The sequence below is a fragment of the Marinobacter sp. F3R08 genome (genome assembly GCF_018860425.1).
Classification (GTDB): Bacteria; Pseudomonadota; Gammaproteobacteria; order Pseudomonadales; family Oleiphilaceae; genus Marinobacter.
In genome coordinates, this window is record NZ_JAHKPI010000014.1 from 362,651 (window position 1) to 389,602 (window position 26,952).

The 26,952-nt window shown below is 53.9% G+C and carries 31 protein-coding genes; 18 read left to right on the forward strand and 13 right to left on the reverse strand.

Translation table 11 applies throughout. The features are described from left to right. Positions 1-48: 48 nt before the first annotated feature. The 3 genes from hslR to mutM all read right to left on the reverse strand — a co-directional run bounded on the left by hslR (position 49) and on the right by mutM (position 2,210). The gene (gene hslR / locus KO499_RS04705; protein ID WP_215982552.1) at positions 49-456 is read right to left on the reverse strand and encodes a ribosome-associated heat shock protein Hsp15; all 408 of its coding nucleotides are present in this window, start codon (positions 454-456) and stop codon (positions 49-51) included. Between the two features lie 41 nt (positions 457-497). Next, positions 498-1,187, reverse strand: coding sequence for a GMP/IMP nucleotidase (gene yrfG, locus KO499_RS04710; RefSeq protein WP_215982553.1), 690 nt, complete (start codon positions 1,185-1,187; stop codon positions 498-500). Between the two features lie 210 nt (positions 1,188-1,397). Then, the gene (gene mutM, locus KO499_RS04715) at positions 1,398-2,210 is read right to left on the reverse strand and encodes a bifunctional DNA-formamidopyrimidine glycosylase/DNA-(apurinic or apyrimidinic site) lyase (RefSeq protein ID WP_215982554.1); all 813 of its coding nucleotides are present in this window, start codon (positions 2,208-2,210) and stop codon (positions 1,398-1,400) included. A gap of 140 nt (positions 2,211-2,350) precedes the next feature. Between mutM and KO499_RS04720 the strand changes: the two genes are divergently transcribed. Beyond that, on the forward strand, positions 2,351-3,529 hold the full coding sequence (locus KO499_RS04720) for a fatty acid desaturase (protein WP_215982555.1): 1,179 nt from the start codon (positions 2,351-2,353) through the stop codon (positions 3,527-3,529). Positions 3,530-3,606: 77 nt separating this feature from the next. Here the strand turns inward: KO499_RS04720 and rsmD are convergent, their stop codons facing one another. Next, positions 3,607-4,257: a 16S rRNA (guanine(966)-N(2))-methyltransferase RsmD gene (rsmD, locus tag KO499_RS04725; protein WP_215982556.1), complete on the reverse strand. Its 651-nt coding sequence runs from the start codon at positions 4,255-4,257 to the stop codon at positions 3,607-3,609. A 160-nt stretch (positions 4,258-4,417) separates the two neighbouring features. Between rsmD and ftsY the strand changes: the two genes are divergently transcribed. The 8 genes from ftsY to KO499_RS04765 all read left to right on the forward strand — a co-directional run bounded on the left by ftsY (position 4,418) and on the right by KO499_RS04765 (position 12,496). Beyond that, the gene (ftsY, locus tag KO499_RS04730; RefSeq protein ID WP_215982557.1) at positions 4,418-5,653 is read left to right on the forward strand and encodes a signal recognition particle-docking protein FtsY; all 1,236 of its coding nucleotides are present in this window, start codon (positions 4,418-4,420) and stop codon (positions 5,651-5,653) included. A gap of 29 nt (positions 5,654-5,682) precedes the next feature. Then, a complete protein-coding gene (ftsE, locus tag KO499_RS04735) occupies positions 5,683-6,375 on the forward strand; it encodes a cell division ATP-binding protein FtsE (RefSeq protein WP_215982558.1) in 693 nt (230 codons plus the stop codon). Continuing rightward, positions 6,365-7,369, forward strand: a complete 1,005-nt coding sequence (gene ftsX / locus KO499_RS04740) for a permease-like cell division protein FtsX (protein WP_215982559.1) — start codon at positions 6,365-6,367, stop codon at positions 7,367-7,369. Before ftsE ends, ftsX begins: the two co-directional genes overlap by 11 nt. 195 nt (positions 7,370-7,564) lie before the next feature. Next, complete coding sequence (gene rpoH / locus KO499_RS04745) at positions 7,565-8,425, forward strand: RNA polymerase sigma factor RpoH (RefSeq protein WP_215982560.1); 861 nt, start codon at positions 7,565-7,567, stop codon at positions 8,423-8,425. Positions 8,426-8,536: 111 nt separating this feature from the next. After that, entirely contained in the window at positions 8,537-9,448 is a 912-nt protein-coding gene (locus KO499_RS04750; protein ID WP_215982561.1) for an NAD(P)-dependent oxidoreductase, read from the forward strand. 7 nt (positions 9,449-9,455) lie between these two features. Further along, the gene (hyi, locus tag KO499_RS04755; RefSeq protein ID WP_215982562.1) at positions 9,456-10,235 is read left to right on the forward strand and encodes a hydroxypyruvate isomerase; all 780 of its coding nucleotides are present in this window, start codon (positions 9,456-9,458) and stop codon (positions 10,233-10,235) included. Between the two features lie 103 nt (positions 10,236-10,338). After that, positions 10,339-11,019, forward strand: coding sequence for a response regulator transcription factor (locus tag KO499_RS04760; RefSeq protein ID WP_008175694.1), 681 nt, complete (start codon positions 10,339-10,341; stop codon positions 11,017-11,019). After that, the gene (locus tag KO499_RS04765; protein WP_215982563.1) at positions 11,006-12,496 is read left to right on the forward strand and encodes a sensor histidine kinase; all 1,491 of its coding nucleotides are present in this window, start codon (positions 11,006-11,008) and stop codon (positions 12,494-12,496) included. The genes KO499_RS04760 and KO499_RS04765 overlap by 14 nt, the downstream gene beginning before the upstream one ends. Here KO499_RS04765 and KO499_RS04770 read toward each other — a convergent pair. Next, complete coding sequence (locus KO499_RS04770; RefSeq protein ID WP_215982564.1) at positions 12,490-12,771, reverse strand: hypothetical protein; 282 nt, start codon at positions 12,769-12,771, stop codon at positions 12,490-12,492. The two genes, KO499_RS04765 and KO499_RS04770, sit on opposite strands and share 7 nt — an antisense overlap. 299 nt (positions 12,772-13,070) lie before the next feature. On the opposite strand from KO499_RS04770, the gene greB reads away from it, so the two are divergent. Both greB and KO499_RS04780 read left to right on the forward strand, forming a co-directional pair. Further along, a complete protein-coding gene (greB, locus tag KO499_RS04775; RefSeq protein ID WP_215982565.1) occupies positions 13,071-13,586 on the forward strand; it encodes a transcription elongation factor GreB in 516 nt (171 codons plus the stop codon). 111 nt (positions 13,587-13,697) lie between these two features. Then, positions 13,698-14,153: a hypothetical protein gene (locus tag KO499_RS04780; RefSeq protein WP_228339753.1), complete on the forward strand. Its 456-nt coding sequence runs from the start codon at positions 13,698-13,700 to the stop codon at positions 14,151-14,153. Positions 14,154-14,161: 8 nt separating this feature from the next. On the opposite strand, the gene KO499_RS04785 is transcribed toward KO499_RS04780, so the two are convergent. The 5 genes from KO499_RS04785 to KO499_RS04805 form a co-directional block, all read right to left on the reverse strand. After that, on the reverse strand, positions 14,162-14,479 hold the full coding sequence (locus KO499_RS04785) for a site-specific integrase (protein ID WP_215982566.1): 318 nt from the start codon (positions 14,477-14,479) through the stop codon (positions 14,162-14,164). A gap of 134 nt (positions 14,480-14,613) precedes the next feature. Then, positions 14,614-14,874: an acyl-CoA-binding protein gene (locus tag KO499_RS04790; RefSeq protein ID WP_215982567.1), complete on the reverse strand. Its 261-nt coding sequence runs from the start codon at positions 14,872-14,874 to the stop codon at positions 14,614-14,616. An 11-nt stretch (positions 14,875-14,885) separates the two neighbouring features. Continuing rightward, positions 14,886-15,482 (reverse strand): hypothetical protein, encoded by a 597-nt coding sequence (locus tag KO499_RS04795; protein ID WP_215982568.1) that lies wholly within the window; start codon positions 15,480-15,482, stop codon positions 14,886-14,888. A 236-nt stretch (positions 15,483-15,718) separates the two neighbouring features. Beyond that, entirely contained in the window at positions 15,719-16,432 is a 714-nt protein-coding gene (locus KO499_RS04800) for a DUF4145 domain-containing protein (RefSeq protein ID WP_215982569.1), read from the reverse strand. Between the two features lie 319 nt (positions 16,433-16,751). Further along, the gene (locus tag KO499_RS04805) at positions 16,752-18,176 is read right to left on the reverse strand and encodes a hypothetical protein (protein WP_215982570.1); all 1,425 of its coding nucleotides are present in this window, start codon (positions 18,174-18,176) and stop codon (positions 16,752-16,754) included. Positions 18,177-18,251: 75 nt separating this feature from the next. Between KO499_RS04805 and KO499_RS04810 the strand changes: the two genes are divergently transcribed. Further along, the gene (locus tag KO499_RS04810) at positions 18,252-18,467 is read left to right on the forward strand and encodes an antitoxin Xre/MbcA/ParS toxin-binding domain-containing protein (protein WP_215982571.1); all 216 of its coding nucleotides are present in this window, start codon (positions 18,252-18,254) and stop codon (positions 18,465-18,467) included. Positions 18,468-18,707: 240 nt separating this feature from the next. On the opposite strand, the gene KO499_RS04815 is transcribed toward KO499_RS04810, so the two are convergent. Then, the gene (locus tag KO499_RS04815) at positions 18,708-20,645 is read right to left on the reverse strand and encodes an ATP-binding protein (protein ID WP_215982572.1); all 1,938 of its coding nucleotides are present in this window, start codon (positions 20,643-20,645) and stop codon (positions 18,708-18,710) included. Positions 20,646-21,439: 794 nt separating this feature from the next. On the opposite strand from KO499_RS04815, the gene KO499_RS04820 reads away from it, so the two are divergent. From KO499_RS04820 to KO499_RS04845, 6 genes are all read left to right on the forward strand, one after another. Further along, the gene (locus KO499_RS04820; protein WP_323133320.1) at positions 21,440-21,889 is read left to right on the forward strand and encodes a DUF4124 domain-containing protein; all 450 of its coding nucleotides are present in this window, start codon (positions 21,440-21,442) and stop codon (positions 21,887-21,889) included. Between the two features lie 122 nt (positions 21,890-22,011). After that, positions 22,012-22,269, forward strand: a complete 258-nt coding sequence (locus KO499_RS04825; protein ID WP_215982573.1) for a YdcH family protein — start codon at positions 22,012-22,014, stop codon at positions 22,267-22,269. A 93-nt stretch (positions 22,270-22,362) separates the two neighbouring features. Further along, positions 22,363-23,691 carry a glycerophosphodiester phosphodiesterase family protein gene (locus tag KO499_RS04830; protein WP_215982574.1) on the forward strand — a complete coding sequence of 443 codons (1,329 nt, stop codon included), beginning with the start codon at positions 22,363-22,365 and terminating at the stop codon, positions 23,689-23,691. 138 nt (positions 23,692-23,829) lie between these two features. Next, entirely contained in the window at positions 23,830-24,156 is a 327-nt protein-coding gene (locus tag KO499_RS04835; protein WP_215982575.1) for a DUF883 family protein, read from the forward strand. 2 nt (positions 24,157-24,158) lie between these two features. Further along, complete coding sequence (locus KO499_RS04840) at positions 24,159-24,671, forward strand: hypothetical protein (protein WP_228339754.1); 513 nt, start codon at positions 24,159-24,161, stop codon at positions 24,669-24,671. A 162-nt stretch (positions 24,672-24,833) separates the two neighbouring features. Next, positions 24,834-25,412 (forward strand): porin family protein, encoded by a 579-nt coding sequence (locus tag KO499_RS04845; protein ID WP_215982576.1) that lies wholly within the window; start codon positions 24,834-24,836, stop codon positions 25,410-25,412. Positions 25,413-25,450: 38 nt separating this feature from the next. Here KO499_RS04845 and cysK read toward each other — a convergent pair whose 3' ends face one another. Together cysK and KO499_RS04855 are read right to left on the reverse strand one after the other, a co-directional pair. Further along, the gene (gene cysK / locus KO499_RS04850; protein ID WP_215982577.1) at positions 25,451-26,422 is read right to left on the reverse strand and encodes a cysteine synthase A; all 972 of its coding nucleotides are present in this window, start codon (positions 26,420-26,422) and stop codon (positions 25,451-25,453) included. Between the two features lie 42 nt (positions 26,423-26,464). Beyond that, positions 26,465-26,908: a methylglyoxal synthase gene (locus KO499_RS04855; protein ID WP_215982578.1), complete on the reverse strand. Its 444-nt coding sequence runs from the start codon at positions 26,906-26,908 to the stop codon at positions 26,465-26,467. Positions 26,909-26,952 lie beyond the last annotated feature (44 nt).

Sequence of the window (26,952 nt, forward strand, 5' to 3'; positions counted from 1 at the left end):
GCTGGATGCCTGTCGTTGCACGTTGGCTATGGGCAGGGTGTAAAGAGTTTAGAGGCCGTTTTGATCGCGGAAGCGCTGAATATCTCTCCGGTCTTTCTTGGAGGGACGTCTGGCCGGAGGAAGCTGTGCTGCCTGCATGGTTTTTCGCTGCCAGGCCATTTCCTCGCGTTTCTTGGCGCTGTCTTCGGTTTCGTGATAGAGCTTCTGGGCCTCGGGCGCACCACGGCGACGGTCACTGATGTCATCAACAATAACGACCTTTTCCTGCCAGCCCAGGCGCAACGTAAGCTTTGCGCCTGCCTCCACAAGCCTGCCGGGCTTGCAGCGCTGATTGTTGTAATGAACCTTGCCACCCTCAATTGCTTCCTTTGCCAGGGAGCGGGTCTTGTAGAAGCGGGCGGCCCAGAGCCATTTATCGAGTCTTATACGTTGGTCGTCAGCGGTTGATGCCGTCATGTCTCCTCACCTGATGGGCTAGTGGGCCAATTATACCTCTGTCATCGACCGGATGGCAGGGGCGACCGTTGGCGAAGGGAGGGCAAAACTTCGTCGAAGTGGTGGATGCTGGGAATTTCCGGGTGCTGTTGTCGGGCATCTTGCTGACTGTCCGGTGCAAGCACGGCAAGGCACTGGGCAATACCGGCGGCAATAGCGCTTTCGAGTACCGGAAAGCTGTCATCAACCATTAAAGTCTTGCGCGCATCGTAGGGCGACATTTTTTGTAGATCGTGCCAGAACGACGGATCTTCCTTGGGCTTGCCCAATTGATGGCTGGAGACGATAGCGTCCACCCGTGAGGCGAGGCCGGTGCGTTGAAGCTTCAGGGCCAGGGGGTCTGGGTGGCAGTTGGTGACGATTACTGATTGGAGCCCTGAGCTCCGGAGCGCGTCCAGAAAGTCTTCCACATGGGGCCTGTAACCGATTCGGTCACCTACTTCTGCTTTCAGGCCCGTGATGTCCAGGGATAGCCGCTCGCTCCAATAGTCAGTGCAATACCAGTTCAGTGAACCGCGCTCGGCCATGATCATTGTAATCAGCTGGTCTTTCGCTTCCTGAGGATGAAGGTTGTAGCGCTCGGCATAGCGCGCTGGCAGATGTTCGAGCCAGAAGTGGTTGTCAAAATGCAGATCCAGCAGTGTCCCATCCATATCCAGGAACACAGTATTCAGGGATGACCAGTCAACCATAGAAAGAAACAGCCTGAGGAGTTTTCGTCAGGCTGCCGGAGTTTGGGCGCAAGGGCAAGCGGTGAAAATACGGAGTCTTGCCCTCTGGAAGGATCAGTTGTCGCTTTGCTCAACCTTTTCAGGCTTTTTGCCGATGCGGGTGCAGCGAGACAGCGCACGTAAGGTTGCCCTGGCCGGGGCGGGCGAATAAACAGTGGATCGATGGCATCTTCAGCGTTGGCATCGCGGGCAATAGACCGTCGAGCGATTGTTCATCCGGATTTCCTTCAGGGGATTTTCGCATTCTTTACAGGCCTCACTGCCTCGACCGTAAACCAGAAGGGATTGGGCAAAATAACCCGGCTTGCCATCGCTGTTCACGAAATCTCGCAGGGTGGTTCCGCCCATCAGTATGGCGGCACTGAGGGTTTCACGGATGGCGTCTGCCAGCCTGTGGTAGCGATCGAGACTGATCCGTCCGGCTTTACGGCGAGGGTGAATGCCTGATTTGAACAGGGCTTCGTTGGCGTAGATGTTGCCAACGCCGACAACTACCTGACTGTCCATGATGAAAGATTTTACCGGGGTGTTTTTACCCCGGGACAGCCGGAAAAGCAGCGCGCCATTGAACTCGGGGGCCAGAGGCTCTGGTCCGAGATGGCTGATCAAGGGGTGGTCAGCGGCAGAATCGGCCCACAGCCAGCAGCCAAACCGGCGGGGGTCGTTGAACCGCAGAATGACACCGGACTGTAACGCCAGATCAATATGATCATGAGTCATTGGTGGCGTGTTGTCGGTGATAATGCGCAGACTTCCGGACATGCCAAGGTGAACAATCACAGAACCCTGATCCATGTTCAGGAACAAGTACTTGGCTCGTCGGTCTATACTTCTGATGACCTGACCTTCCAGCTTTTCGCCCAGATCCGCCGGAACCGGCCAGCGTAAGCCGGCATTGCGGACAGTCACTCGGGCAACGGTTGCGCCTTCACAATGGGGGGCGATGCCGCGGCGGGTGGTCTCTACTTCAGGCAGTTCGGGCACAGGTGGTTATCTCCGGCGTAAACCATTTAAGTGTAAACAGTAACAAATTTGCATCCAAATACTGTTGTTGAGGCTTACAGCTGTACGCTAAAGTTGGAATGTTGGCTTTGTGCCAAAGTTTGGGATTTTGAGGATTTTCTATGTGGTTTAACGGTCTTCTTGACCTGTCGGTGATGCAGCTCATTCTGGTAACACTTGGAATGACCCACGTCACGATTGTCAGTGTTACGCTCTACCTGCATCGCCATTCGGCGCACAACTCGCTGGATCTGCATCCGGTTCTGAAGCATTTTTTCCGTTTCTGGCTTTGGTTGACCACCGCCCAGAACACCAAGGAATGGACAGCCATTCACCGGAAACACCATGCCAAGTGCGAGACCGAGGAAGATCCTCACAGTCCGGTGGTCCTGGGTATCCGCAAGGTTCTGTTTGAGGGCGCCGAGCTCTATGCAGAATCGGCAACGCCTGAAACGCTTGAGCGCTACGGGCAGCGCACCCCGGAAGACTGGGTGGAGCGCAATGTTTACAGCCGGTACAAGATGCTGGGGATCGCCCTGATGGCCGTTATCAACCTGGCCCTGTTTGGCGTTCATGGTATCTGGATCTGGGCGGTTCAGATGATGTGGATCCCGGTCTGGGCTGCGGGTGTGGTCAACGGTATTGGGCACTGGATGGGTTACCGGAATTATGAATGTGCCGACAACGCCCGGAATATTTCGCCCATAGGATTTCTTATCGGTGGTGAAGAGCTGCACAACAATCACCACACCTATCCGAATTCGTCCAAGCTTTCCCGTCGCTGGTTTGAAGTGGATGTCGGTTGGGGCTATATCCGGCTGTTCCAGTTATTCGGACTCGCCAAGCCGAAAGGCTATCGGCCTATAGCTCACCATGTGCCGGGCAAGCTGGAAATGGATGTGGAAACCGTTCAGGCGATTGCCAACAACCGGTTCGACATCATGCGACAGTACCGCAAACGTGTCATGGAGCCGGTGTTGCGCCAGCAAAAGTCATTGATGGATGATGAGATCCGTCCACGTTACCGGAAGCTCAAACAGCTATTGTCTCGTGAAATAACTCTGATTGAACCGAAAGAAAAGGAAACCCTTGAGGCGGTTCTGGAGCGCAATGCGGTACTGCGCCAGATTTATGAAAAGAGCCATGAATTGCAGGCGCTGTGGCGTCAGCGTGGGCTTAAACCCCAGGATAAATTGAACGCTTTGATGGAATGGTGCCGGGAGGCGGAAGCCAGCGGCATCCGGTATCTTGAGGAGTTTGCCGAGCACCTGCGGGCCTATTCGCTGCGCCCCGCTGCCTGAGTCAGCCCGGCGGCCAATGAAAATGAAGAGGCCAGATGAATGCGTTCATCTGGCCTCTTTTTGTTTCTGAGCATCCGTCATGCTGTCTCAGGGGATACCCGGAACAGAGAATAGGTAACCTGGCCGGCGCTCTTCTGTCGATGCAGGTGCCAGCTTGCAGGCACGGCCGGGGTAGGCGATTCGCTCTCGTGTTCCACGTAAACCCAGCCGCCGGGGTTTATCCAGGCTTCGTGCTCCAGAAGCGGAAACAGTTTTTCCAGCCAACCCTGTCGGAATGGGGGATCCATAAACACGATGTCGAACGGGGCGCGGTCTCTGTGTCTCAGGTAGTTTTCGACCTCTGCGCAGGCTACATCCCCGTTATCGGACTTCAACAGCCTGAGGTTGTCACGGAGTGCCCTGGCCAGCGCTGGTGTGTGATCCACCAGAGTGACCCTCCCGGCTCCTCTGGAGAGAGCTTCTAGCCCGAGTGCACCGGAACCAGCGAATAGATCCAGGCAGTCACTGCCTGCGATGTGGAAATTCAGCCAGTTGAACAGGGTCTCGCGGGTGCGTGCAGGCGTTGGCCGCACGCCACCGGCGTCCGGGAAGCGCAGTTTGCGGCTGCGCCAGTCGCCGCCTATGATTCGCAGTTCACCGGCGCCAATATCTTTACGTGCCGAACCCGCACCACGATTGGCCGGGTTTCTATTCGAGGGGCTCTGGCTTGCAGGTTTTCGGCGCGCCATAATCTCGGCTCCACGGGTCTGTTCGGTTCAGGGTCCAAGCGCGCATCTTACCGGAAACCTTCACGGGCGTGATAATCCGGACGACGCTCACTTCATCGGGACAGTCTGCTAGAATGTCGGCTTTATTTGTCCCGCCCATTCAGACTGATGGATTGACTTTATGACGGCAGAGTGGATTTCAATCGGCCTTCTGGCCCTTCTTGTGCTCGTATTTGTCCTGGATATCGCCGGTAACCGAAGCCGGGCGCCGCGCCCGAAACCGGTGCCACAGCGCAAACCAGAGATTGCCAAAGGGCCAGCGCCACAGCCGCAAAAGGTCCAGAGCGAAGCACCTGCCGCCGTTGAGTCGCAGCCCGAGCCCGAGCCGGTTGCAGAGCCAGAACCAAAGGTTGAGTCGGTGCCTGCCCCAGCGCCACAGACGGCGCCCGAGCCCGAGCCCGAACCCGAACCCGAACCCGAACCAAAGCCAGAGCCGCAGGTCAGCGTTTTCGAACGCATCCGGCAAGGTCTTGGGAAAACCCGGGCCAGTCTGACCGGTGGCCTGTCGGACCTGTTCTCGCTGAATAAGAAAATCGATGAGGACCTGCTGGAGGAGATTGAAACCACGCTGCTTATGGCAGACGTTGGTGTTACCGCCACGTCCGAAATTATTGATTCTCTCACCGACAAGCTTGAGCGTAATCAGCTCAAGGACGGAGAAGCTTTACGCAAGGCTCTGAGGGATGAATTGCATGGCCTGTTGAAGGATGTGACCCGGCCGCTGGAGGTCGACGCCGGTAAAGCGCCTTACGTCATCCTGATGGTTGGTGTAAACGGTGTGGGGAAAACCACCACCATTGGCAAGCTCACCAAGAAATTCCAGAACGAAGGGAAGTCGGTAATGCTGGCGGCGGGCGACACTTTCCGTGCTGCGGCGGTGGAGCAGCTACAGGTTTGGGGCGAGCGAAATAATGTGCCGGTCGTGGCGCAGCACACCGGCGCTGACAGCGCCTCGGTGATTTTCGATGCCATCCAGTCTGCGAAGTCTCGCGGCGTTGATGTGGTGATTGCCGATACCGCGGGTCGTCTGCAGAACAAGGACAACCTGATGCAGGAGCTGGAGAAGGTGGTCCGGGTGATGAAAAAGCTGGACGAGTCTGCGCCTCACGAAGTGATGCTGGTACTGGATGCCGGTACGGGACAAAACGCGCTGAATCAGGCTCAGGTGTTCCAGCAGGCGGTAGGTGTGAGCGGGATTACGTTAACGAAACTGGACGGCACCGCCAAAGGCGGTATTGTGTTCGCCATTGCCCGTCAGTTGCAGTTGCCCATCCGGTTTATTGGTGTTGGTGAGCAGGTCGACGACCTGCGCAGTTTCGACGCTGAAACCTTTGTGGATGCCCTGTTTGACGAATAGCTCAGAATACAGCCGCGCGGACATCGCCGATGATTGAGTTCCACCAGGTCACCAAGCGTTACGACAGTGATCACACCGCTCTGCGCCAGGTGAATTTTGGCCTGGAGCGAGGTGAGCTGGCGTTTCTTACCGGGCACTCCGGTGCCGGCAAAAGCACCTTGCTGAAACTGGTCATGGTGATGGAACGCCCCTCTGCTGGCGAGGTAGTGGTGGGCGGCCAGGTTCTCAATCGTTTGCCCCGCCGCCAGATCCCCTATATACGCCGGCACATCGGCGTGGTGTTCCAGAACCACCAGCTGCTGTTTGACCGGACTGTTTTCGACAATGTTGCTATGCCCCTGGAAGTCATGGGCGCGTCTCCCAGAGACACTGGCCGTCGGGTTCGGGCTGCCCTGGATAAGGTGGGCTTGCTGAAGAAAGAGAAAATGAACCCGATGCAGCTTTCCGGAGGGGAGCAGCAGCGTGTAGGTATCGCCAGGGCGGTGGTTAACAAGCCGCCGGTACTCTTGGCGGATGAGCCGACCGGTAACCTTGATCCGGAGCTGTCCGCGGATATCATGAATCTGTTTGGTCAGTTCAGCCAGGTGGGCGTCACGGTATTGATCGCCACCCACGATATTGCGCTGATTAACGAGATGGGGCGGCGTACCCTCACGCTGGATCATGGCCGGCTGATCGCCGGTGGTACCTCGGTTATCGGGGGGGCTGCCAGTGGCCTCTGATCCACGCAGAAAAGCCGAGTCTGCCCGTGGTGCCAACAAAGCCCGTTCGCCCTGGCGCGAGCAGGCTGAAAGCTACCTGACTCACCATCGCAAGGTGGCTGAAGACAGCGCCCGTCGTCTTTGGCAAACGCCGGTGGCCAGCCTGATGACCTGGACAGTGATGGGTGTTGCGTTGGCCTTGCCGGTAGCGCTTCTGCTACTGCTGACCAGTCTTCAAGGTGTCAGTGCCGGTTGGGAGAGCAGTGCCCGGGTGACTGCCTATATGGAGCTGGATGTGTCCCTCGATCGGGCCCGCGTGCTCGCCGATGACATTTCCGGCGATGGTCGGGTGGCTGGCGTTGAACTGGTTGATCGGGAGCAGGCATTAACTGAATTCCGGGCGTCGTCAGGACTCGAGGATGCCCTGGATTATCTTGAAGGCAACCCGCTGCCACACACATTGCTGATTACCCCGAAGGAAGGTGCCCGGTCCACCGAGGGCGTGGAAGGGCTCGTGCGGTTTGTCGAAGGCATGGAAGGGGTAGAGCTGGTTCAGGTAGATCTGGGCTGGTTGCAGCGTCTGAACGCCATGACAGATCTCCTGGCTCGTGCCGTCTGGGCGCTGGCGATCCTGTTGGCAGCTGCAGTTGTGCTGGTAATTGGCAATACGGTGCGGCTTTCTATCGAGAGCCGTCGTGACGAGATTCTGGTGGCGAAACTGGTGGGCGGTACAGACAGCTTTGTCCGTCGGCCTTTCCTGTATACCGGTACCTGGTTTGGATTGGGAGGGGGTGCTGTTGCGCTGATCCTGCTGCAATTGTCTATGTGGTGGCTCAGCGGCCCCATAGAGCGGCTGGCGGTGCTGTATCGAAGTGATTTTTCTCTCGACGGGCTGCAGATTGATGGTGCGCTGGCGTTGATTATTGTTGCGATGCTGCTAGGCTGGCTTGGCGCCTGGGTCGCGGTCAAGCGTCATCTGGATGACATGGAGCCGGGAGATATTGCCGGAGGATGATGATCCGGATAGCGGGAAAACCGTATTGAAGAAACAACTTGTACTGGCGTAGTTTGAGAGTCAGTAAAGTAACGGTGAAATTTCCAGCTGGTTGATATACAACGTTTTACTGGAGATTTTTGGAACTTTCAGAGTTCTTGGCGGTCTAAAAAGTAATTGATATATTTAAGGGCCGTTGGGTTCGGAGGTTAGAGCATGGGTACGAGTTTACAGCTGATTGACAGACTGGTTCCGGGCCAGAATCTCGAGTCTTATATTCAGGCCGCGAGCCGCATTCCGGTGCTCACAGTGGATGAAGAGCGGGCATTGGCAGAACGGCTTCATTACGAGGGCGACGTGGAAGCTGCCCGTCAGTTGGTCATGTCTCACCTGCGCTTCGTGATTCACATCGCGCGTAGCTACTCGGGTTATGGCCTGGCGCAGGCGGATCTGATCCAGGAAGGTAACGTTGGCCTTATGAAGGCGGTTAAACGTTTTAACCCGGAATACGGTGTGCGGCTGGTTTCTTTCGCCGTACACTGGATCAAGGCGGAAATTCACGAGTTTATTCTGCGTAACTGGCGCATCGTGAAAGTAGCCACCACCAAGGCTCAGCGTAAACTGTTCTTTAATTTGCGCAGCCAGAAGAAAAAGCTTGCCTGGCTCAGCCATGACGAGCTGAATGCGGTTGCTGAAGATCTTGGCGTCGAGCCGAAGGTGGTCCGCGAAATGGAAGGCCGTCTGGCGTCGCAGGATACCGCCTTTGACGGTCCTCAAGACGATGATGACGATAGCGCCTATCAGGCACCGGCGTACTATCTGGAAGATGCGCGCAGCAACCCTGCCACCCAGCTTGAAAATGCTGACTGGACCGATGATTCCAATGGTCGGTTGATGCACGCCCTGGAGCAGCTGGACGAACGCAGCCAGGATATTCTGCGGGAGCGCTGGTTGTCCGAGAGCAAGTCAACGTTGCACGAGTTGGCGGACAAATACGGCGTGTCGGCGGAACGTATCCGGCAGCTTGAAAAGAATGCGATGAAGAAGATTCGCATTCAGATGTCCGAGGCGGCCTGATCTATCGGCCAGTGTTCAAGGACACGGTAATTTTAAACGCCACCACCGGTTCCGGTTGGTGGCGTTTTTGTTTGTATAATCACCCGAACATTTGAGTAAGGCCCAGTGAAAATGACCTCGACTACTCCTCACGTCGCATTTCTTGGCATCGGACTAATGGGTGCGCCCATGGCCCGTAATCTGTTGGACGCGGGCTTTCCGATGACGTTATGGAACCGCACGGCCAGCAAGTGCGAGCCGTTTGCCTCGGAGGCATCGATTGCAGAGTCCGCTTCGCAGGCGGTTACCGGTGCCGACGTGGTTATCACGATGCTGGAAAACAGCGATGTGGTGGAGCGGGTGCTGGTGGAGCAGGGCGTGTTGGATGCCCTGAAGCCAGGTGCACTGATTATTGATATGAGTTCTATCCAGCCGTCTGTCGCCCGGCGCCATGCAGAACTCGCAGCGCAGCAGGGCGCAGGCTACGTGGATGCCCCGGTGTCAGGGGGTACGGTGGGCGCGTCTGAGGCGCGTCTGAGTATTATGGCCGGAGGCTCGGAAGCGGATGTGGCCCGTGCTTTACCGATATTCGAAGCGCTCGGAAAGTGCACCCGAATTGGCCCCGTGGGCTCCGGACAACTGGCAAAACTGGCCAATCAGGCTATTGTTGGCATCACCATTGGGGCTGTTTCCGAGGCGTTATTGCTTGCCGCAAAGGGCGGGGCGGATCCGGCGGCGGTTCGGGAGGCTCTGATGGGAGGCTTTGCGGGTAGCCGGATTCTGGAGTTGCACGGGCAACGGATGATTGACCGGGATTTCGCACCGGGTGCGCCTGCGCGTATCCAGCTCAAGGACATGCGGATGATTCTGGATGAGGCCCGTGCGGAAGAGTTAACGCTGCCACTGGCTCAGCAGACTCACAATGAATACCTGTCGCTGGTGGCCAACGGTCACAGTGATGTCGACCACAGTGGCCTGCTGCTTGAGCTGGAGCACCTGAACGGTGCGTTGCTTGGCTCTCTTGGCCGCGGCCCAAAGGAGTAACCAGGTGATGCCCCGATTTGCTGCCAATCTGTCCATGCTGTTCACGGAAGTGGATTTTCCCGAGCGCTTTGCCATGGCCCGGACCGCGGGGTTCAAAGGGGTTGAATACCTGTTCCCCTACGCCTGCCCAAAGGACCTGCTCAAACAGTTACTGAACGACAACCAGCTCACTCAGGTTCTGTTCAACCTGCCCCCCGGTGACTGGGATGCAGGCGAGCGCGGTATTGCCTGCCTGCCAGACCGGGTAGAGGAGTTTCGGGCTGGCGTTGAACAGGCTATTGAGTATGCCCGGGCCCTGGATTGCCGGCAGCTGAACTGCCTGGCGGGACTCAAGCCCACTGACCTGTCGGATGAAACTGCCTGGCAGACCCTGGTGAGTAATGTCAGTTGGGCGGCCGGGAAGCTGGCGGACGAGAATATAACCCTCTGCCTGGAGGCAATTAATTCCAGAGTGGACATGCCGGAATTCTTTCTGGATACCTCCGGCAAGGTGCTCGCATTGATTGAGGACGTTGATGCCGACAACGTTCGCCTGCAATACGACCTCTACCATATGCAGATTATGGAAGGAGATCTGGTGCGCTCAATGGAGTGCCTGTTGCCGTGGATTGGTCACATCCAGTTTGCAGATAATCCCGGTCGCCACGAGCCCGGAACCGGAGAGATTAACTTTTCGAATGTTTTTGAGGCCATCGACACCATGGGCTATGAAGGTTGGGTAAGCGCCGAATATCGGCCCACGGGCGCCACTGCTGACAGTCTGAGCTGGTTTGCAGGGGGGCGCTGACCGTCGCCATTGGCGACACCCTCTTACAAGATCGTAACTGGCCGGGTTGCCAACTTCTTCGTACCCTTGTCGTTACTGTAATCCGCTATCGGGAGGAGAGCCGGTGAAAGCACTGGTAATCGAAGACGATCAGGACGTTGCAAATTATCTTGTCAAAGGGCTGAAAGAATCCGACTTTGTGGTCGATCATGCAGCCGATGGCAAAGAAGGCATGATGATGGCGGCCAGTGAAGATTACGACATCATGATTGTGGACCGCATGCTGCCGGGAATGGACGGTTTGTCCATCATCAAGACGGTTCGTGCAACGGGAAACCAGGTGCCTGTCCTTATTCTCAGCGCCCTGGGTGACGTAGACGACCGGGTTGAAGGTTTGCGTGGTGGTGGTGATGACTACCTGACCAAGCCATTTTCGTTCACTGAACTGCTGGCCCGCATCGAATCGTTGGTACGGCGTAACCGCCAGTCGGCCGAAACGGAAACGGTATTGCGGGTGGCGGATCTTGAAATGGATCTGTTGGCGCGCACCGTCAAACGGGCCGGTCAGAACATTGATGTTCAGCCCAGGGAATTCCGTCTGCTGGAATATCTGATGCGCAATGCCGGCCAGGTGGTGACCCGCACCATGCTGCTGGAGAAGGTCTGGGATTATCATTTTGATCCTCAGACCAACGTGATCGACGTACACATCAGCCGGCTGCGAGCCAAGATCGATAAGGAATTCGATACACCCCTACTGCAAACCATTCGTGGTGCAGGGTATATGCTACGTGAAACTGCTTAGCCAGCTCAGGACATCGTCCTTCCAGCTAGCCCTGCTGTACATGGTGGTATTCGCCACCTCGGTATTCTTGTTACTGGCCTTTATATACTGGCGTACAGCGGGGTTCATGACCGCTCAGACCGATGAAACCATAGAAGCGGAAATCGCTGGTCTGGCGGAGCAGTACCGTGGTCGAGGCGTCAACGGCCTGATCACCATTATTCGCGAGCGTGTCGCCCGCGATCCCAACGCTAAATCCATTTATCTGCTCACCACCGACGACTTCCTGAAGCTGGCCGGCAACATCGAGACCTGGCCGGAAGGCAGCCGCTCGGAAAGTGGCTGGATCAATTTCACTCTCGATGAATCGGTTGGCTGGGCAGGCTCCGAACGCCTCGCCCGTGCCCGTATTTTTGAGGTTCAGGGCGGTATGCGCCTGCTCGTAGGGCGAGATGTAGACGAGCTCACCAACCTGAAACGGGTGATAGAAACAGCCATCAACTGGGGGATGGGGATCACCCTTGCTCTCGCGTTACTCGGCGGCTTTCTGATGAGCCGAAGTACGACACGTCGTATTGAGGTGATCAACAACACCTCCCGCCGAATTATGAACGGCCACCTGTCCTTGAGAATTCCGACCCGCGGTACCGATGATGATTTTGACCAGCTGGCAGGCAATCTGAACCAGATGCTGGACCGGATTGTGTATCTGATGGAAGGTATCCGGCACGTATCCGACAGCATAGCCCACGATTTGCGCACACCCCTGACCAGGCTCCGCAACCAGCTTGAAAACACCCTGATGTCGGTGGATAACGATGAGGCAAGGGAACAGGCTGGCCGAGCCGTCGCAGAAGCCGATCAGTTGCTGGCCACGTTTAACGCCTTGCTGCGTATTGCCCGGTTGGAAACCCGCGGCAACACGGCCGACATGAAACCGGTGTCACTGGACGAGCTGGTAACCGATGCCTGCGAACTCTACGAGGCGCTGGCCGAGGATAAAGACCAGTCGTTTGAGCAGAAGCTGGAAACCGGTGTGATGATCGATGGCGACCGTGACCTTCTGTTCCAGATGGTCAGCAACCTCATTGATAATGCGATCAAATACACGCCCGAGCACGGGGTTATCGGCGTTTCCGTCAGGCGGGAAGGCGCTGAAGCCATCTTTGAAGTGCGGGACAGTGGCATCGGTATTCCTGATGCTGAGAAGGATCAGGTATTCCAGCGCTTCTATCGGGTGGGCAAGAGCCGATCACTACCGGGGAATGGTCTGGGGCTTAGCCTGGTGAGCGCCGTTGCGGAAATTCATCAGGGACGGATCGTTCTGAGCGATACCAGGCCACAAGAAGAACCCCCGGGGCTGACCGTGGCAGTGAGAATTCCGGTCTTTACCGAGGCGCGAAAACGAATTCGCACGGCCCAGGCCGAACAGCCGGCGGATTCAGTGGGCGGGGAACCCCAGGCGGCCACTGAATCCAACGGCGTGAAAACTCACTGACTGGCGCGGAGCCGATTGATTTTTGACAGCACCGGGCCGATCAGTGCGTCTTTTCGGGATTCAATCTCGTGGGTAATCCTCTCAACCTGTGAACGACGACGGTTCACCCGTACCTGAATACTGTCCCATTCACCTTCCAGATGCTTCTGCTCGGCGGCCAGAAAAGCCGCAATGTTGTGACGATTGACCTTGCCCGTAATTCCGTACTGGTCCAGACGGTAGCCAAGAGCATCCACACCATTAAGTGCCATGTTGAGCAGCGATTGGGTGTTCATGTTGTTCTCTCCCTGAGTGGCAGCGTTAAAAGAAATGTATGCGCCCACGCTATGCTTTGATCCTAGAGTCTGCAACCTAATTCCGGCGACCTGAGCCCGCAGTTTCTCTGACGAAAAGGTAATTCCTCGGCCACGCCCGCGTAATCAACCCCATGCATAATAGATAATGTAGTTATGGAAGCCAGCCCAATTGTTGCTTGCTTCTTCCTCCAGCACAGCGCTAGCCTTACCCCGTTTCTACGGGGTTTTTTTTTGCCCTCAATGACACTTCCCAGTTGGCATAGGATGTTGCGAGATCAATGACTCAGGTTCCCGGCAGCGGCGGCCCGCGCCCAAGGTATATCACTCCAGACGGTGAACGGACCTTGCGTGATGAATTGCAGTACCTCTGGAAGATCAAGCGGCCAGAGGTTACCCAGGCGGTACGTGAGGCTGCTGCCCTTGGCGATCGCTCCGAAAATGCCGAGTACATATACGGTAAGAAGCAGCTACGGGAAATCGACCGTCGGGTTCGCTTTCTCAGCAAGCGCCTGGAAGAGCTCACCGTTGTAGACCGTTTGCCGGAAGACCGGAACAAGGTGTTTTTTGGCGCCTGGGTGACCGTGGAAGACGAAGACGGTGACGAACAGACCTATCGCCTGGTTGGCGCAGACGAGTTCGACCTTAACAAAGGCTACCTCAGTATCAATTCCCCCCTGGCCCGGGCCCTGATCGGCAAGCGCCTGGATGATGAAGTGAGCGTTCGCACCCCCGAAGGCTGGAAGTCGGTGTTCGTGGTGGGGATTCGGTATCAGGCCCCAACCGACGACAAGTGAATAATGTCACAAAATTGACGACTGCCCGGGCAGAGGGTGGGATTTGCCGATAGACTGATCAAAATTTGTCACAACAGATCGCAGACAGGGCTGTCTACCGGGGTCATTGCCATGGGTACGTGTGGAACGGTGAGTAACAACCAGAGCAAGTGGTGCACACCATCGGTGTCGGCGCTCCTGCTGTTGGTCTTTTCAACTGCAGTGCATGCGCAGAACGATCATCAGGACAATGCGTTTCAGTACGAAGAGCGCTCCACTATCGACACCATCCACCTGAACTCCATCGAAGAAGAAACCCTGGCCAACACGGTAATCGAAGGTGGCCTGGCTGCGCCGGCGGAGGGTGTGCCGCTACAGCCCCGCGTTGAAGACGATTTTTATCTGGATCCGCTTGGCCTTCGTCCGGGTGATGACCGTACCGACCTCGGCCGTTCCCAGATTCCGGCGGAGTTTCAGTTCAGCAACCCCAAGATCATCCCCGGGCAGACTCACGGCAATAACTACGTAATCCGGCCGCCAGAGAACCGCGCCTACGATACGCTGAACGTTAACCTGAACGATCGCTGACGCGGCAATCAGGCCGCCGCGCAGCCTTTGTTCTCAGCAGACGTTTTACCCAGCACATCCTCATAGAAGAATGTCAGGGCCTGGCTGGCCTGATTGAGCCGTGCCCGGGAAACCCGGATACGATCGCTGAGGTATTCAAGAAACAGCCGCCGGTCTTCATTGACCAGAGCGTCCGGATCCTTCAGATCGTTGAACAGCACGAAACGTGAGATCCAGTGAAGGTAGGTTTGCTCTGAGCGTTGATTGAGACTGTGCTTGTGAATGGCGTCCTTGACTCGCGCCACAAGGCCCGGCTGGGATTGTTCCAGCGCCTCTGTGATGTCCATAAATAACTCTTCCTGATGAATTGGTCTTATTATTTTGCGCGCATCTTATGACAAGAATTTTGCGAGAGCAAAGCTTTACACAGGAAGGATTGACTCTGGTCATCTGGTGACCAGAGTCTGGGCTGGAAAAACGATTACTTCAGGGATTCGAGCTTGTCGATGTACTGCTGCATGGCCTCATCGCTGGACAGGCCTTTGAGCTTTTCCCAGGCATCAAACTTGGCCCGGCCAACAAAATCCATCATGCCCGGGCGTTTGCCAGACACATCGCCTTCGGTGGCTTGCTTATAGAGTGCATAAAACTCCAGTTTTACCTCGTTGGAGGGTTTGAAATCGCCCTCGGCAGTCTGGATGTAATTGACGGCTTCGTCGAAGCGGGTTTTCAGGTCACTCATTGTCGATTCCTCTATCTGGCTTCAATCTCGTAGAGTGCCATCAGATCGGTTAAGTGGGGCCGCACTGCTTCGATGTCTCGAACGGGGGTATTGCGAACCACTTCGTTTGATTTGATGGCACTTTCCATCACTGCACGGATGTTCTGTGTGTCGGCTTCGGGCAGGCCCTCAAGCGAAGCCATGTAGTCCTCCATTGCCCTCGTGTCTATAGCCGGCTGGCCCTCCATGTTGATTGCCATGTACGCGTTAAAAATACGGTCTCCTATCTGACCCCACTGTTCAAGGTTCGTAAAGCCGTGACGCTTAGCCACACCGCTTACCTTTTTAAGTGTGGGTGGATGGTTGCTGAGCTCTTTGACCATACCCGAATACATGTTGGTCAGGTCCATGTTCCAGTCATCATCCTCGGCGAAACTCTCCTCCGGACTGTTCCCCTCAGAATCGTAAAAAAGGGGCATCATGTCTTGTACGCTGGCGAGAAACGACTCAATGGTTGAGCTTTTCAGGGTGTCTGCGTGAGCCGGCAAGACCAGCAGACACAGCGAAAAAATCAATGAAAGCTGGCGGTAATTGCAATGGGGCGTAATGCGACGAATGTGAGCGTGCATAGAAATTTCCTTTTTCTGTCGAGATTCCTTCTCTGTTGAACCGGAATGCTGAGCCGGGCCGATTCGACAATCTATAATATTCCAAAGGCGCAAGAAAGTCCGTGTCGCCCTTAACAAGCGTCACGTCACTAAACCATATGAAATTCTAATGCCCGCAGCATGCGCGGCTGCGGAATGGAGGCGAAGCCGCAATGGAGTAGCCGTCGCCGTGCCTGCGATTGTTAGCGTTCAGAACTTCACCGACTGACCGCTGAAAGCCGATCAACGAATTTCATAACAAGCATCCCACAAGAAGCGCTGTACACTTGTTGCAGGAGGAATTCCAGGTCTTCGCGGAAGACCAACAATTCAGAGTAGTCCGCTTCGTGAAGTGCTCGAAGGCTCGGCAAGATATTCTTGGTCTCCAAAGATAACTCCCACTCATGCGCTGCCGCATTCCGTATTCGCCTTATATGATGGCACCTGTCAGCGTCTTCCTGATCGATTAGGCCTGCACCAAGAGCTCGATTAATCCGAGCATCAAAGTTGCGCGGTGGCTTTCCTCTGGCCTCTGCGGCAGCTGAAGTACGCAAGGCCTCGCCCTCCAGCATTTCATCTAGAAGGTTATCTAGTAAGGAGCCCCAAACGATGACGACGCTACGAAAAGATTTACGGCTGTTCTCTCGATTGGCTTCAAGAAGAAATCGCTCTAGGCGGAGGTATTCCGCCGGAGGCTCTGGTTGTGACGGGGACTGTTCCGAAAGCTTGGGGCCCATCGGTGCTATTTCGCCAAACTCACCGGCAAGACACTTGGCGAAAGTCTCGCGTCCATGAGCCTCCAAATCGAGGGGACTAGCAGTAAACGGCACCTCTTGATGGAGAGTGTTAGTTCTCACCAAGCAGTTAATGGCGGTGCGATTTTCGTTCGCCCACTGAGGGTTCCGAACCGACAGTATTTCCGTCTTGATCATCAGAGCCTCTGCATATCCTGCATTGCGTGCGCTAGCATTACATATGACTCCCAAGACCACTTTTCTCGTGACTCATACCTCAATCAGAAGATTCTTCAAAGTAAGCAGATAGTTCCTACAGGTCAATAACTTCCCGGCTTTCTACTAATTTTGCTCAGAGCGAAAAGTGATCATACAGACTGATATCCCGATTTAGTGTGGGCATCACAGGCATCTGACTTCACAAAGATAATTGACAAATCGTCGGCCTACTTCCAGATCATGGTCGTCATGACACACTCCATCGAAAGTTGCCTGTAGCCTAAAACCTCGCAGGCACTCACCACCCATACTCTGACAAACCTTCCCTCGCCAGCTCGTCATAGTTAGCAACGCTCTGATCAACTTCGGGCCGTGATTGGAAGGGGATGAAAAAGATGTCGTTAGAAGCGGAAACTATCCCAATCTGGCACAGCGCTTTTAAATATCTGCGTATTGCAGGGACCGGCTTTGGAAGAATTGCATACTCCTTTACTGTTACAAACCGCAGTGAGTCAGGCCTTGAGCCATATCTCTCCGCCAAAGGCTCTTCTTCGCTAAGTTCCTCAAAAGCGCTAGCCAAAGTCGTTAAAGGCACACCGCTTCTCAACAGAAATTTATAAATATCTGCCGGATAAATAGACGGAAGATCACTTAGCCAGGCAATTTCGTCACCATAATAAAAACGCTTATTCTTGTGTTTTTGCTGAGCAATTTTCCTCATTTGATCGTCATAAATCTTCAAGATCACCCCTTCAAAAATAAGGGTCTGCCAGTATGTTCGATGAGCTTTAAATGCTAGCTCTCCCCTTACTGGAATATTTACGATAGGAGGAACTCCCCCATAACGACCAGTCAGCTTCCGGTAAACTGTATTTTCCGGTTTTTGAGGATCCTGGCACCATTTCCAAAACTGATTCACTGCCAGCCTTCTATTTTCGAGGTCGTGATAGGCCTCAAGTAATCCCAGCTCAGAGCTATGTTTTCTTCGCCAGTCCTTTTTCTTTAAGCCTTTCTCCTCTTGTACGATTCTGGTGCTGCACCTCTCTGACGTCAGTTGAAGCTCCAATTCGCGCATCTGTTGTCGAAGGGATAGTAAATCGTTCTCAAAACGCCTTTGTGAAATCCATTCCCTAGTGGCGGAGAAGACAACAGCTTCTTGAATTTGCTCCTTTGTTAAACCAGGCAGGTCGACGAGTGAACGTAGATCAACTTGGATAACGTCAAGGCCAGCTTTCCTGAGGGCGGCCTGTTTCTCTTCATTGACCTCATTATGGACTTTAATTTCTACATATAAATCTCCAACTTCGGGCTCTGTCCCATGAACATCAGCGATCAGCTTTCGCATAGTCGGATAGTTTTTTTCCAAGGAAGGGTTCAGCAGATTAGCTAGATAGCCCGTTCGGTTGAACTCCAAGGGTTCGACATTATTTTTTGGATTTCTCGGATAGACGCTCGCCTCAAAGTCAGGTAGCTGAATCACCCCACGATCACGCACAATCTGCTGCGCATATTCGTGGAGCATCGTCATTGATGAGCATCCCTCGCCACCGCTGCGATGGCGGAAGTAAAAAGCCACCTTTCGGGTGCTTCTAAAATAATTGGCAGCATCCAACCTAGAGTCGCAGACATCGCAAATGGCGCGTTCGTAGCCCTCTTCGACGTCGCTGATGTGGACGATTTTCCCTGTAAGTTGGTCCCTAGCTAAAACTGACCTATTTGCCATTGTGAAGAAATCCACTTAGCGGGGTAGGCTTGACCACCCCTAACCGTACATAGGTTAGGGCACGGAGATTCATTGATGAATGACCCAGCAAACACTCTTAAAGAACAGCGCGCGGCAATCAGGAGCGCGGCCGTTGAGGCGTTCGACGATGATGCAACTTTAGCAGAATCTTGGCTAAACCAATCGATTGAGATTCTTGGGAATCAAAGGCCGGTTAATTTCATGGATAGCCTCGAACGCATTCGTATTCTCAAGGGCGTCATCGGCAGACTGGAAGACGGCTTCCCATGAAAGGGAGGCTTGGCCTTTAGAAACTGAGACCTCTGAGCTTTGTGCCGTGTAAATACATATCTCAATTCGGTGCTATCGGGCATGGTATTGAAACCTCAACATGGCTGGAGATTGACACTACAAATTGGGCGCTCTGGTCGCAAAGCGGACATTCAGATTTGGGGATAGCGCCGGGCTCAGCCGCCAGTTTGAAGCGGCAGCGGAAAACTGGTCGACTGAAGCCCCTTGTTAACTTCTGCCTCACTCTTGGCCGGCTGCAAAATCTAAATCTTTTTGCTCGGGGTTCCCCAAAAGCTCATTTAGAAGTGGACCATCCTCCAAGCCGTCATACCGACCTTCGATTTTTTCTTTTAGCGAAAACAATCGAGCCTCAGCGCTCCGTACCAATTCAGAATATGTTATCGCATGAACTTCCCCAAACTGCTCATCCTTTGACTTTCCTACTGACTGGTATTTTCCTGTGAGGTTGTCAATACTATCACCGACGACAAAAGCTTTTATATATGGCTGAGAGGATCCAACGCCGGCATGCCAGATATCCTCAACATAATATTTAGCCTGATCCATTTCTCCGCGGCCAATCTCAAAGCCACCTTTCTTTAGCTCGATTAACAAAACTCTTTTTGTTTTTCTTATTTCACCCGAGAACTCTTCAAGACCTAATGAACTAATAGAGGAATTTTCACCAACCACAATATCTGGTCTCTTCGCAGAATTAGTAAAATCCTCTTTCTTATATTTTCTTCCAAATACAGAAATCATCGTCTTGATCAGCCCCTTATTGCTTGCATACTCTGGCGTATCGAATTCAGGGCCGAATACCCACCTGGCCTTTTCGATAAGGGGGTGCAACGTATGGAGCTCGTCTACACTATGGTCACCGCTCAGCCTCTCTATCGCCTCGATTACTTTTATTCTAGAATCTATTTCAGCAAGAATGGACATTGCATCTGACACGTTCCATTCCTCTAAGAACGAGTTCAGTGATTCAGAATCGTTTGGCGATATATTTGTTAGCTTATATAATAACGAGATCCCAGATCTAGATTTTTCAAGATTAAGAGCCGCTTTAAATGCAAGCTCAAGAAGCTCAATCCTTATGTCAGGACTTCCGGCTAAAATTTGATCAACAAAATTAACCAACTCTCTTCGAGCCAGTCTTGGCAGCTCTTTTAACTCACCTTTATGCGAATCAAAAACCTGACGCTTAGTTGTTTCTATTTCGTTTTTTGAAAGCTCTAAGTAGCATGATTTAACAAAATCAGAAATTTCTTCTGCTATCAGATTTAGGGCGGAAAAATCAGATTTAAAGCCAGACCAATCGGCCTCAATGAAGTCAAAAAGGTCCTCAGACTCCGCTATCACGGTGTATCTTTTAGCAAAAGATTTCCGCCCGTCAAATACTTGCTGCCCGTTTATGGACCAAGAAGGATCGCCCAATAAACGACCGCCCAACCAAAAAGCTACCCCATGCTGTCTAGCCGTTCGGGAGGTTGTTGATGAATCAACCAGAGTCAACTTTATATTGATACTTCCAACAGGATTGATTTCTGTGCTTTTGACGATACCTGGGTGCTCTGATAGCGTTATAAGCCTCCCATTTACATATACTTTGAATTCAGGATTGAACAAAAATCTGGCTGATATAGTTTCGGTAAGTTCTTCAACCGGTATCAAGTTTTTATTAGCAATTACCTTTATCTTTGTTCCATGACCTGGCTTATCTTCCTTGCGGTGCTCTTTAACCTCTATAGGTTGCCTGCCGGATGACAACTTCAGCTCGTAAATATTGCATTCTTTATTACGCCAAGTCTCGACGGTATACTCATCATCAAAACAGAGACCCGCATGCCGTCCGACGCCGTTTCTTCCGAAGGCGAGTCTAGTCTTTCCCAGATTATTATCTTCAGGTATTTCTACCAAGGAACCTTGATGCTTCTTTCTGTCATAGCGTAGCTTCAACCACCTTTGCTCGAATTGCGATTCGGTCAGGCCAACCCCATTGTCTTCGACTGTAATGAGGCTTCCTTTCTCATCCGGAAAAATGATTCTTACCTCAGACGCGCCTGCATCGTGACCATTTGCAATTAGTTCTGTGATGGCTACATCGGCCTTTGTGGCAATGGAACCAATCTCCCTAGTTAAAAATCCATCCTCATAAGTGACCGAGTATTCCATAATCGTCCTTTTATACAGACTCAAGTTGTTGACTACATTAACTGCCATCTTTGCAGAGTTAACGCTGAAGCACAGCGGCGCCACGACTGTGGCGTCCGGCGGCCAGCGGCCGTGTACTGATGCGCCTTGTTAATGGCCGGTTACCCGGCAGTCCATCCCTGGCACTCGAATCCGAATGCCTTTTACCAAACAGCTTGCACTGACCCTAGCCCATGGCGAAAGGAACCAGAACACGAAACTCACGGATTTTGCAGTATTTTGCGGGGAGAAGAGCTGGACGGTGATAAACGTTTGAAAGCAACTCCCTGCTTTACTGCCTGAATCCTTCCGAGGCCTTGGCCATTAACGGCTAATTAGACGAATGCGGTCGCCTATCACGTATTCGTGATAATCCAATCAGGCAATCGACCAAAAATGAGTTTAATCCCTAAAACCAGACACTTACAGTCAAGGACTAACGGCTTGTGCCGGAGTTATATGTATTTCTTTCCTTTGACACTTTTGAGGGCGTACGCATAACTCTCAGGTCTTTTATGACTATCCTCAAAAATATCATATACCTATAGGGCCTACTCTGATTAACTGAGGGAGTTATACGAGCCCGGTGGTATAACTCCGATGGTTTATCCATATTGGCAGAATAGTTCACTCTCGGAAATTTGCCCTGGAAGTGGGCTTCTCGTCGAGCCGTGCATCTGATTGGTGGCGGTCACGCAGATAAAAGTTTAGGTTTTACCCAGAGCCTTTTACTATCGGAGGCTCCAAGGAATTAACCGGCTTTAAAGGAAGTCTGTGTGAAAGCATTCGTTGTTTTGATCTCTTGCTGCATTCTCCCCCTCGCCGCAAACGCCGGCGTCTACAAATGGGTCGATGCCAACGGGCAGACTCACTTTGGAGATCGCCCTCCGGCTGACGCTGAATCCAGTGAAGTCAGGATTGACCCGGCGCCGGCCAGCTTTGATGCCGCTGCCCGGGAGCGCGTTCGGAGGATGATGGAATTTGTGGAGCAACAGCAGAGTGAACGCACGGCGCAGCAGGCCGTGGATGTTCTGGTTGAAGAGGATTCGAGAAAGCGCACAGACCTGTGCAAAAAGCTTCAGTCGCGTGAAAAGTATCTGGCCAGTGTCTCCAGGCTGTACGATATCAATGAACAGGGTGAGCGGGTGTATGTGAATGAGGCCGAGAATGACCGGATTCGTGAGGATTTTGGCGCGACAGTGCAGAAAGCCTGCGGTGACAGCTAGTGGTTACCTCTGCTTTATCCATGCGGGCGTTTGACACGGATCAAGACTGGCGGTTGCGGCGAGTCATACACTGAAACGAGTCGGAAACACTTTATCCCCCCACAGTCATGGAGACTGCGATTATGTCCTTGGAAAAACACGATCTGATTCATGAGCTGCCGGATTCCAAAGAAGCCATTCATCTGCTGAAAACCAACAGCAACCATTTTGCCAAGCTGTTTGATGAATACCATGAGGTGGATCATGAGGTTCATCGCATTGAATCGGGTGCCGAGACCACGTCGGATGAGTACATTGAAACCCTGAAGAAGAAGCGACTGAACCTGAAGGATCAGTTGGTCGGGATGATTCGTGAGTACGAGGCTTCATCGGCCAGTTGAGAATCATCTAGCCTTCATAAAAACGTCTTTACGCCGTAACGCTCCTTGTGAACACTGGTGAGGCAGTATCGTTCATTTCACAAGGAGCTGGTTATGAAGTTACGCACGATTCTGGGCCTCGCGCTTTGCACGGCGGCCCTCACAACGGCACATGCCGCCCCGGGTAAGGGGTCTCAAGAATCCTGGGGTTCTCCCGGTTCTGAGGGTTGGAAGCACGGTCCTTCAAGCGGTTGGCATAATCAGGCCGGTGGCAGGCAGCCGATCCATCTTGGGCCACGCCCTTTCTGGCTGGTAGAGAACATGGATGACGGCCCGCTGAAAAAACGCCTGCAGTCCTGCAATACCCGCCAATTCAAACGTTCGGATTTCTCTATTGGCCACCGTGGCGCTCCGCTGCAATTTCCCGAGCATACGCTCCAGTCCTACGTGGCTGCGGCCCAGATGGGCGCGGGAATTGTGGAGTGCGACGTGGCGTTCACCAAAGATCGGGAACTGGTTTGCCGGCACGCCCAGAACGATCTGCACACCACCACCAATATCGTTGCTGTGCCGGAGCTGAATGCCAAATGTACCCAGCCGTTTGTTCCGGCTGATCCGGCCTCTGGTACCCCCGCGAAGGCCGAGTGTCGCACCAGCGACATTACCCTGGCCGAGTTCAAGTCCCTGAAGGGCAAGATGGATGCCTACAACCCGATGGCAACCACGCCGGAGGAGTATCTGGGCGGCACCGCAGACTGGCGTACGGATCTTTACGCCAGTCAGGGCACGCTGATGACACACAAGGAGAGCATTGAGCTTTTCAAGACGTTGGGTGTGAAGTTCACCCCGGAGCTGAAATCACCCGTTGTCGATATGCCATTTGAAGGCGATTACAGCCAGCAGGATTATGCCCTGCAGATGATCCAGGATTATGTTGATGCGGGTGTCCGACCCAGAGATGTTTGGCCCCAGTCGTTCAATCTGGATGATGTGCTTTTCTGGGTGAACGAGACGCCCCGGTTTGGCCGGCAGGCTGTTTTCCTGGACCAGTCAGCGCCTACATCGGAGAACACCTCTCTGGCCTACATGGAGGATCTGAAGGCCCAGGGTGTGAATATTCTGGCGCCGGCTCTGTGGAAGATGCTGACGCTGGACAGCCACGGCAAGATTGTTCCATCCGAATACGCAGAGAATGCTCGCACGGCGGATCTGGACATGATTGCCTGGACGGTTGAGCGCAGTGGTCCGCTTGAAAATGGCGGTGGCTGGTATTACCAAACGGTAACCGATGCCATTAACAACGATGGCGATATGTTCACTGTGATTGACGTTCTGGCTCGAGATGTAGGTGTGATAGGCATCTTCTCGGACTGGCCGGCCACCACGACGTATTACGCCAACTGCATGGGTCTGGCGGGCAAACCCGGGAAGGGGCACCGGTGATCCAATAGCCGGTAATCTGCGTTTAATTTATATGTGCTAGGCTAGAGGGCCCTCCGTAAAGATCGCTGATCATCGGAGGGTGCTCTTAATCTGCAATCGCCAAATTAGCAGTAAATCTATTGTTTAAGGAGGCAGAACATGGAAGCCAAATCTTCTACCCAGGACGACTATAACCAGGTCAGGCAGGATCTTCAGGAATTGCGCGAGGATCTGGCCAAGCTGACCCGGTCGGTTTCTGAAGGCCAGAAAAGCAACATCAGCAACCTGCGTGACGAGATCCGTCGAGAGAGTCGAGAGGCTCTTGATCAGGTCCGGCAAAGAGGCGATGAGGCTTTACATCGTGCCAAGGATGCTGGTGATAAAGCGTTTCAGGATGTTGAACACAAGATTGAGGAGCGCCCGTTTCTCAGCATAATCCTCATGTTTCTGGCGGGCATCCTGGTGGGCAAGCTGCTTGATCGCTGATCATGCTTGATTCCGCTCAGGTACAGGGTGCGGTGCGCAAGGCTGCCGCTGCCATCATTGGCTTTTTGCTGGCGTTGGTCTTGTTCACCGCTCTTCTGCTTTTCGGGCTTTACCTTCTCATACAGGCCGCGGTCGTGGCGCTGACACCTGTGCTCGGCGAGGCCGGAGCCATGGGATCGGTCGGATTGGTGTGCATGCTCCTGCTTGCGCTTGTTTTCCAGCGTCTGACACGCCCGGTTTCATCCGGCAAGTCTCAGTCAGGGTCTGCTGGCCAATCGAACTCTGGCATCAATGCCATTCGCCGCCTGATCAAGGAAAATCCCATGGAGGCGGCGCTGATGGCGTTTGCGGTGGGGGTTGCCGAACAGAAAGATCCCCGGCTCAAGTCCTTGCTCCTGCAAGGAGGGATGGTGTTGATGAAACAGGCGGAATCCGGAAAACCGGAGGAATCCGGCGATACGGAAGCCCCAGCAACGAGCGAAACCACCTCTTCAAGTTCCGGTCCTTCGGCCTGACCTGCTTTCTTTCTCCTTTTAGAATTAACCTTAGATTACAATATCTTAGTTCGATCTTAACCCGGTGTTAGCGAGATCACTGGTAGGGTGAGTTCAAGTTGTTGAAACGCAGTTTTCAATAATCGTTGGAAGGAAACCTGAACTCATTAGGAGGAACGCCCTATGAAGTCCGCGATCCGTTTTACCGGTGTCACTCTGTTTACCGCTTCTGTTTTCACAGCGCCTGTGGTCATGGCTCAGGACGAAGTGGGACGTGATCAGTCCGGCCCCTACATCAGCGGCAGTTACGGGGGGTATAAGTCCCATGGTGGCGAGTTTGAGGACGAAAACGACCTGCTTGGCGCCGCCCTTGGTTACCAGTTCAACTCGTTTTTCGCTCTGGAAGCGGAATACACGGATTTTGGCAACTTTGGCGAGGACGATGTTGAAGGCAAACTGAAAGGTTTTGGCCTTGGCGCAGTGGGACGTTTACCTCTCACTGAAAGTTTCGGCGTATATGGTAAAGCCGGTGCCTTTGTGTCTGCATTCGATGTGGATGCGTTTGAACAGAGTGAAACCTACGACGATGTATCGCCCTATGTGGGTGCCGGTGTGGATTTCCGTGTAACGCCGCAACTGACGGCCTTTGCGGAATACAACCGCTACAACGTTGATATTGATAAAGAGGATTTCAACGGCCAGGTCACCAATAGCGGGCCGGAATTCGATACCGGGCGTGTTGGCCTGAAGTTCCAGTTCTGATGGGTGTAAGGCGCAGCGCAAGGCTGCGCCTTTTTCATTTACTGTACGTTTTCCGCTTCACCGAACCGGTCCGCAAACAGTGCTGTTGAAAGGTACCGTTCTGCGCTATCCGGTAGTATCACAACGATATTCTTGCCCTGGTGCTCCGGCTGTTTGCTGATTCGCACCGCAGCCACTACCGCCGCGCCACAGGAAATACCGCAGAGAATGCCTTCTTCCTGCATCAGACGGTGAGCCATATCCATGGCGTCTTCGTTGCTGACTGTTTCCACCTGGTCGACCAGCTCAAGGTCCAGGTTCTTGGGCACAAATCCTGCGCCAATACCCTGAATCTTGTGGGGCGAGGGCTTGGGATCTTCGCCGTTCATTACCTGGGTGATGATCGGGGAATCTGTGGGTTCAACGGCAACGCTGGTGATCTTTTTGCCCTTGGTGTCCTTGATGTAGCGGGACACGCCCGTCAGGGTGCCACCGGTTCCCACGCCTGCCACGAAGATGTCCACTTCTCCGTCGGTGTCGTTCCAGATTTCCGGGCCGGTGGTGTCTTCGTGAATGCGGGGGTTGGCCGGGTTCTGGAACTGCTGGGGCAGATAATGATTCTCGGGGTCCGAGGCGGCAATTTCTTCAGCCCTGGCGATGGCACCCGGCATGCCCTTGGCGGGTTCCGTCAGTACCAGTTCTGCACCCAGGGCTTTCAGGACTTTGCGACGCTCCAGACTCATGGAGGCCGGCATGGTCAGAATAAGCTTGTAGCCTCTGGCAGCAGCCACGTAGGCCAGCGCGATGCCTGTGTTGCCGCTGGTGGGCTCCACGATGGTCATGCCGGGCTTGAGGGTGCCGCGCTTTTCGGCGTCCCAGATCATTGCAGAGCCAATCCGGCATTTGACTGAATAGGCCGGGTTGCGTCCTTCAATCTTGGCCCAGATGGTTGCGCCATCATTCACGCGGTTCAGTTTGACCAATGGGGTGTTGCCAATGGACAGGGAATTGTCCTCGTAGATTCGTGCCATGGTGTCCTCCATGTTGTTTTGTTCTGGCTAGTTTATCACTGCTCAGGTGCTGACAGAGCGGCCGGTGTAATCGGAGAAATCGGGCTTTTTCGGGTGGTGCTGGTCGTCGGTCATGTAAGCCGAAGTCAGGATGAACTCCGCTGTTGCCCGGTTACAGGCCACAGGAATATTCCAGAGCGCGGCAATGCGCAGCAGGGCTTTGATGTCCGGGTCATGGGGCTGGGGTTCCAGCGGGTCCCAGAAGAACACCAGCAGGTCGATTTCACCCTCGGCAATCTTGGCCCCGATCTGCTGGTCACCGCCCAACGGGCCGCTGAGCAGGCAATGGATATCATCCCGTCCCAGGTTGTCACGAAGCAGCCGGCCGGTGGTGCCGGTGGCGTAGAGTGTCAGTGGGGCAAAACGGGTGCGATTGTCTTCGACCCAGTCCACCAGTTCCTTTTTCTTGTTGTCGTGTGCTACCAGAGCGACGGATTTTACGGCCATTTGCGGTAAAGTCTCCTTTTTAACCGGTTGTTTCTTCGGGGCAG

What these genes read in the sequence shown, in the direction of transcription:
- hslR (WP_215982552.1), bottom strand. Translation starts at nt 456, where the DNA reads ATGACGGCATCAACCGCTGACGACCAACGTATAAGACTCGATAAATGG.
- yrfG (WP_215982553.1), bottom strand. Translation starts at nt 1,187, where the DNA reads ATGGTTGACTGGTCATCCCTGAATACTGTGTTCCTGGATATGGATGGG.
- KO499_RS04720 (WP_215982555.1), top strand. Translation starts at nt 2,351, where the DNA reads ATGTGGTTTAACGGTCTTCTTGACCTGTCGGTGATGCAGCTCATTCTG.
- rsmD (WP_215982556.1), bottom strand. Translation starts at nt 4,257, where the DNA reads ATGGCGCGCCGAAAACCTGCAAGCCAGAGCCCCTCGAATAGAAACCCG.
- ftsY (WP_215982557.1), top strand. Translation starts at nt 4,418, where the DNA reads ATGACGGCAGAGTGGATTTCAATCGGCCTTCTGGCCCTTCTTGTGCTC.
- ftsE (WP_215982558.1), top strand. Translation starts at nt 5,683, where the DNA reads ATGATTGAGTTCCACCAGGTCACCAAGCGTTACGACAGTGATCACACC.
- rpoH (WP_215982560.1), top strand. Translation starts at nt 7,565, where the DNA reads ATGGGTACGAGTTTACAGCTGATTGACAGACTGGTTCCGGGCCAGAAT.
- KO499_RS04750 (WP_215982561.1), top strand. Translation starts at nt 8,537, where the DNA reads ATGACCTCGACTACTCCTCACGTCGCATTTCTTGGCATCGGACTAATG.
- hyi (WP_215982562.1), top strand. Translation starts at nt 9,456, where the DNA reads ATGCCCCGATTTGCTGCCAATCTGTCCATGCTGTTCACGGAAGTGGAT.
- KO499_RS04770 (WP_215982564.1), bottom strand. Translation starts at nt 12,771, where the DNA reads ATGAACACCCAATCGCTGCTCAACATGGCACTTAATGGTGTGGATGCT.
- greB (WP_215982565.1), top strand. Translation starts at nt 13,071, where the DNA reads ATGACTCAGGTTCCCGGCAGCGGCGGCCCGCGCCCAAGGTATATCACT.
- KO499_RS04780 (WP_228339753.1), top strand. Translation starts at nt 13,698, where the DNA reads ATGGGTACGTGTGGAACGGTGAGTAACAACCAGAGCAAGTGGTGCACA.
- KO499_RS04785 (WP_215982566.1), bottom strand. Translation starts at nt 14,479, where the DNA reads ATGGACATCACAGAGGCGCTGGAACAATCCCAGCCGGGCCTTGTGGCG.
- KO499_RS04790 (WP_215982567.1), bottom strand. Translation starts at nt 14,874, where the DNA reads ATGAGTGACCTGAAAACCCGCTTCGACGAAGCCGTCAATTACATCCAG.
- KO499_RS04795 (WP_215982568.1), bottom strand. Translation starts at nt 15,482, where the DNA reads ATGCACGCTCACATTCGTCGCATTACGCCCCATTGCAATTACCGCCAG.
- KO499_RS04800 (WP_215982569.1), bottom strand. Translation starts at nt 16,432, where the DNA reads ATGATCAAGACGGAAATACTGTCGGTTCGGAACCCTCAGTGGGCGAAC.
- KO499_RS04805 (WP_215982570.1), bottom strand. Translation starts at nt 18,176, where the DNA reads ATGGCAAATAGGTCAGTTTTAGCTAGGGACCAACTTACAGGGAAAATC.
- KO499_RS04810 (WP_215982571.1), top strand. Translation starts at nt 18,252, where the DNA reads ATGAATGACCCAGCAAACACTCTTAAAGAACAGCGCGCGGCAATCAGG.
- KO499_RS04815 (WP_215982572.1), bottom strand. Translation starts at nt 20,645, where the DNA reads ATGGAATACTCGGTCACTTATGAGGATGGATTTTTAACTAGGGAGATT.
- KO499_RS04825 (WP_215982573.1), top strand. Translation starts at nt 22,012, where the DNA reads ATGTCCTTGGAAAAACACGATCTGATTCATGAGCTGCCGGATTCCAAA.
- KO499_RS04830 (WP_215982574.1), top strand. Translation starts at nt 22,363, where the DNA reads ATGAAGTTACGCACGATTCTGGGCCTCGCGCTTTGCACGGCGGCCCTC.
- KO499_RS04835 (WP_215982575.1), top strand. Translation starts at nt 23,830, where the DNA reads ATGGAAGCCAAATCTTCTACCCAGGACGACTATAACCAGGTCAGGCAG.
- KO499_RS04840 (WP_228339754.1), top strand. Translation starts at nt 24,159, where the DNA reads ATGCTTGATTCCGCTCAGGTACAGGGTGCGGTGCGCAAGGCTGCCGCT.
- KO499_RS04845 (WP_215982576.1), top strand. Translation starts at nt 24,834, where the DNA reads ATGAAGTCCGCGATCCGTTTTACCGGTGTCACTCTGTTTACCGCTTCT.
- cysK (WP_215982577.1), bottom strand. Translation starts at nt 26,422, where the DNA reads ATGGCACGAATCTACGAGGACAATTCCCTGTCCATTGGCAACACCCCA.
- KO499_RS04855 (WP_215982578.1), bottom strand. Translation starts at nt 26,908, where the DNA reads ATGGCCGTAAAATCCGTCGCTCTGGTAGCACACGACAACAAGAAAAAG.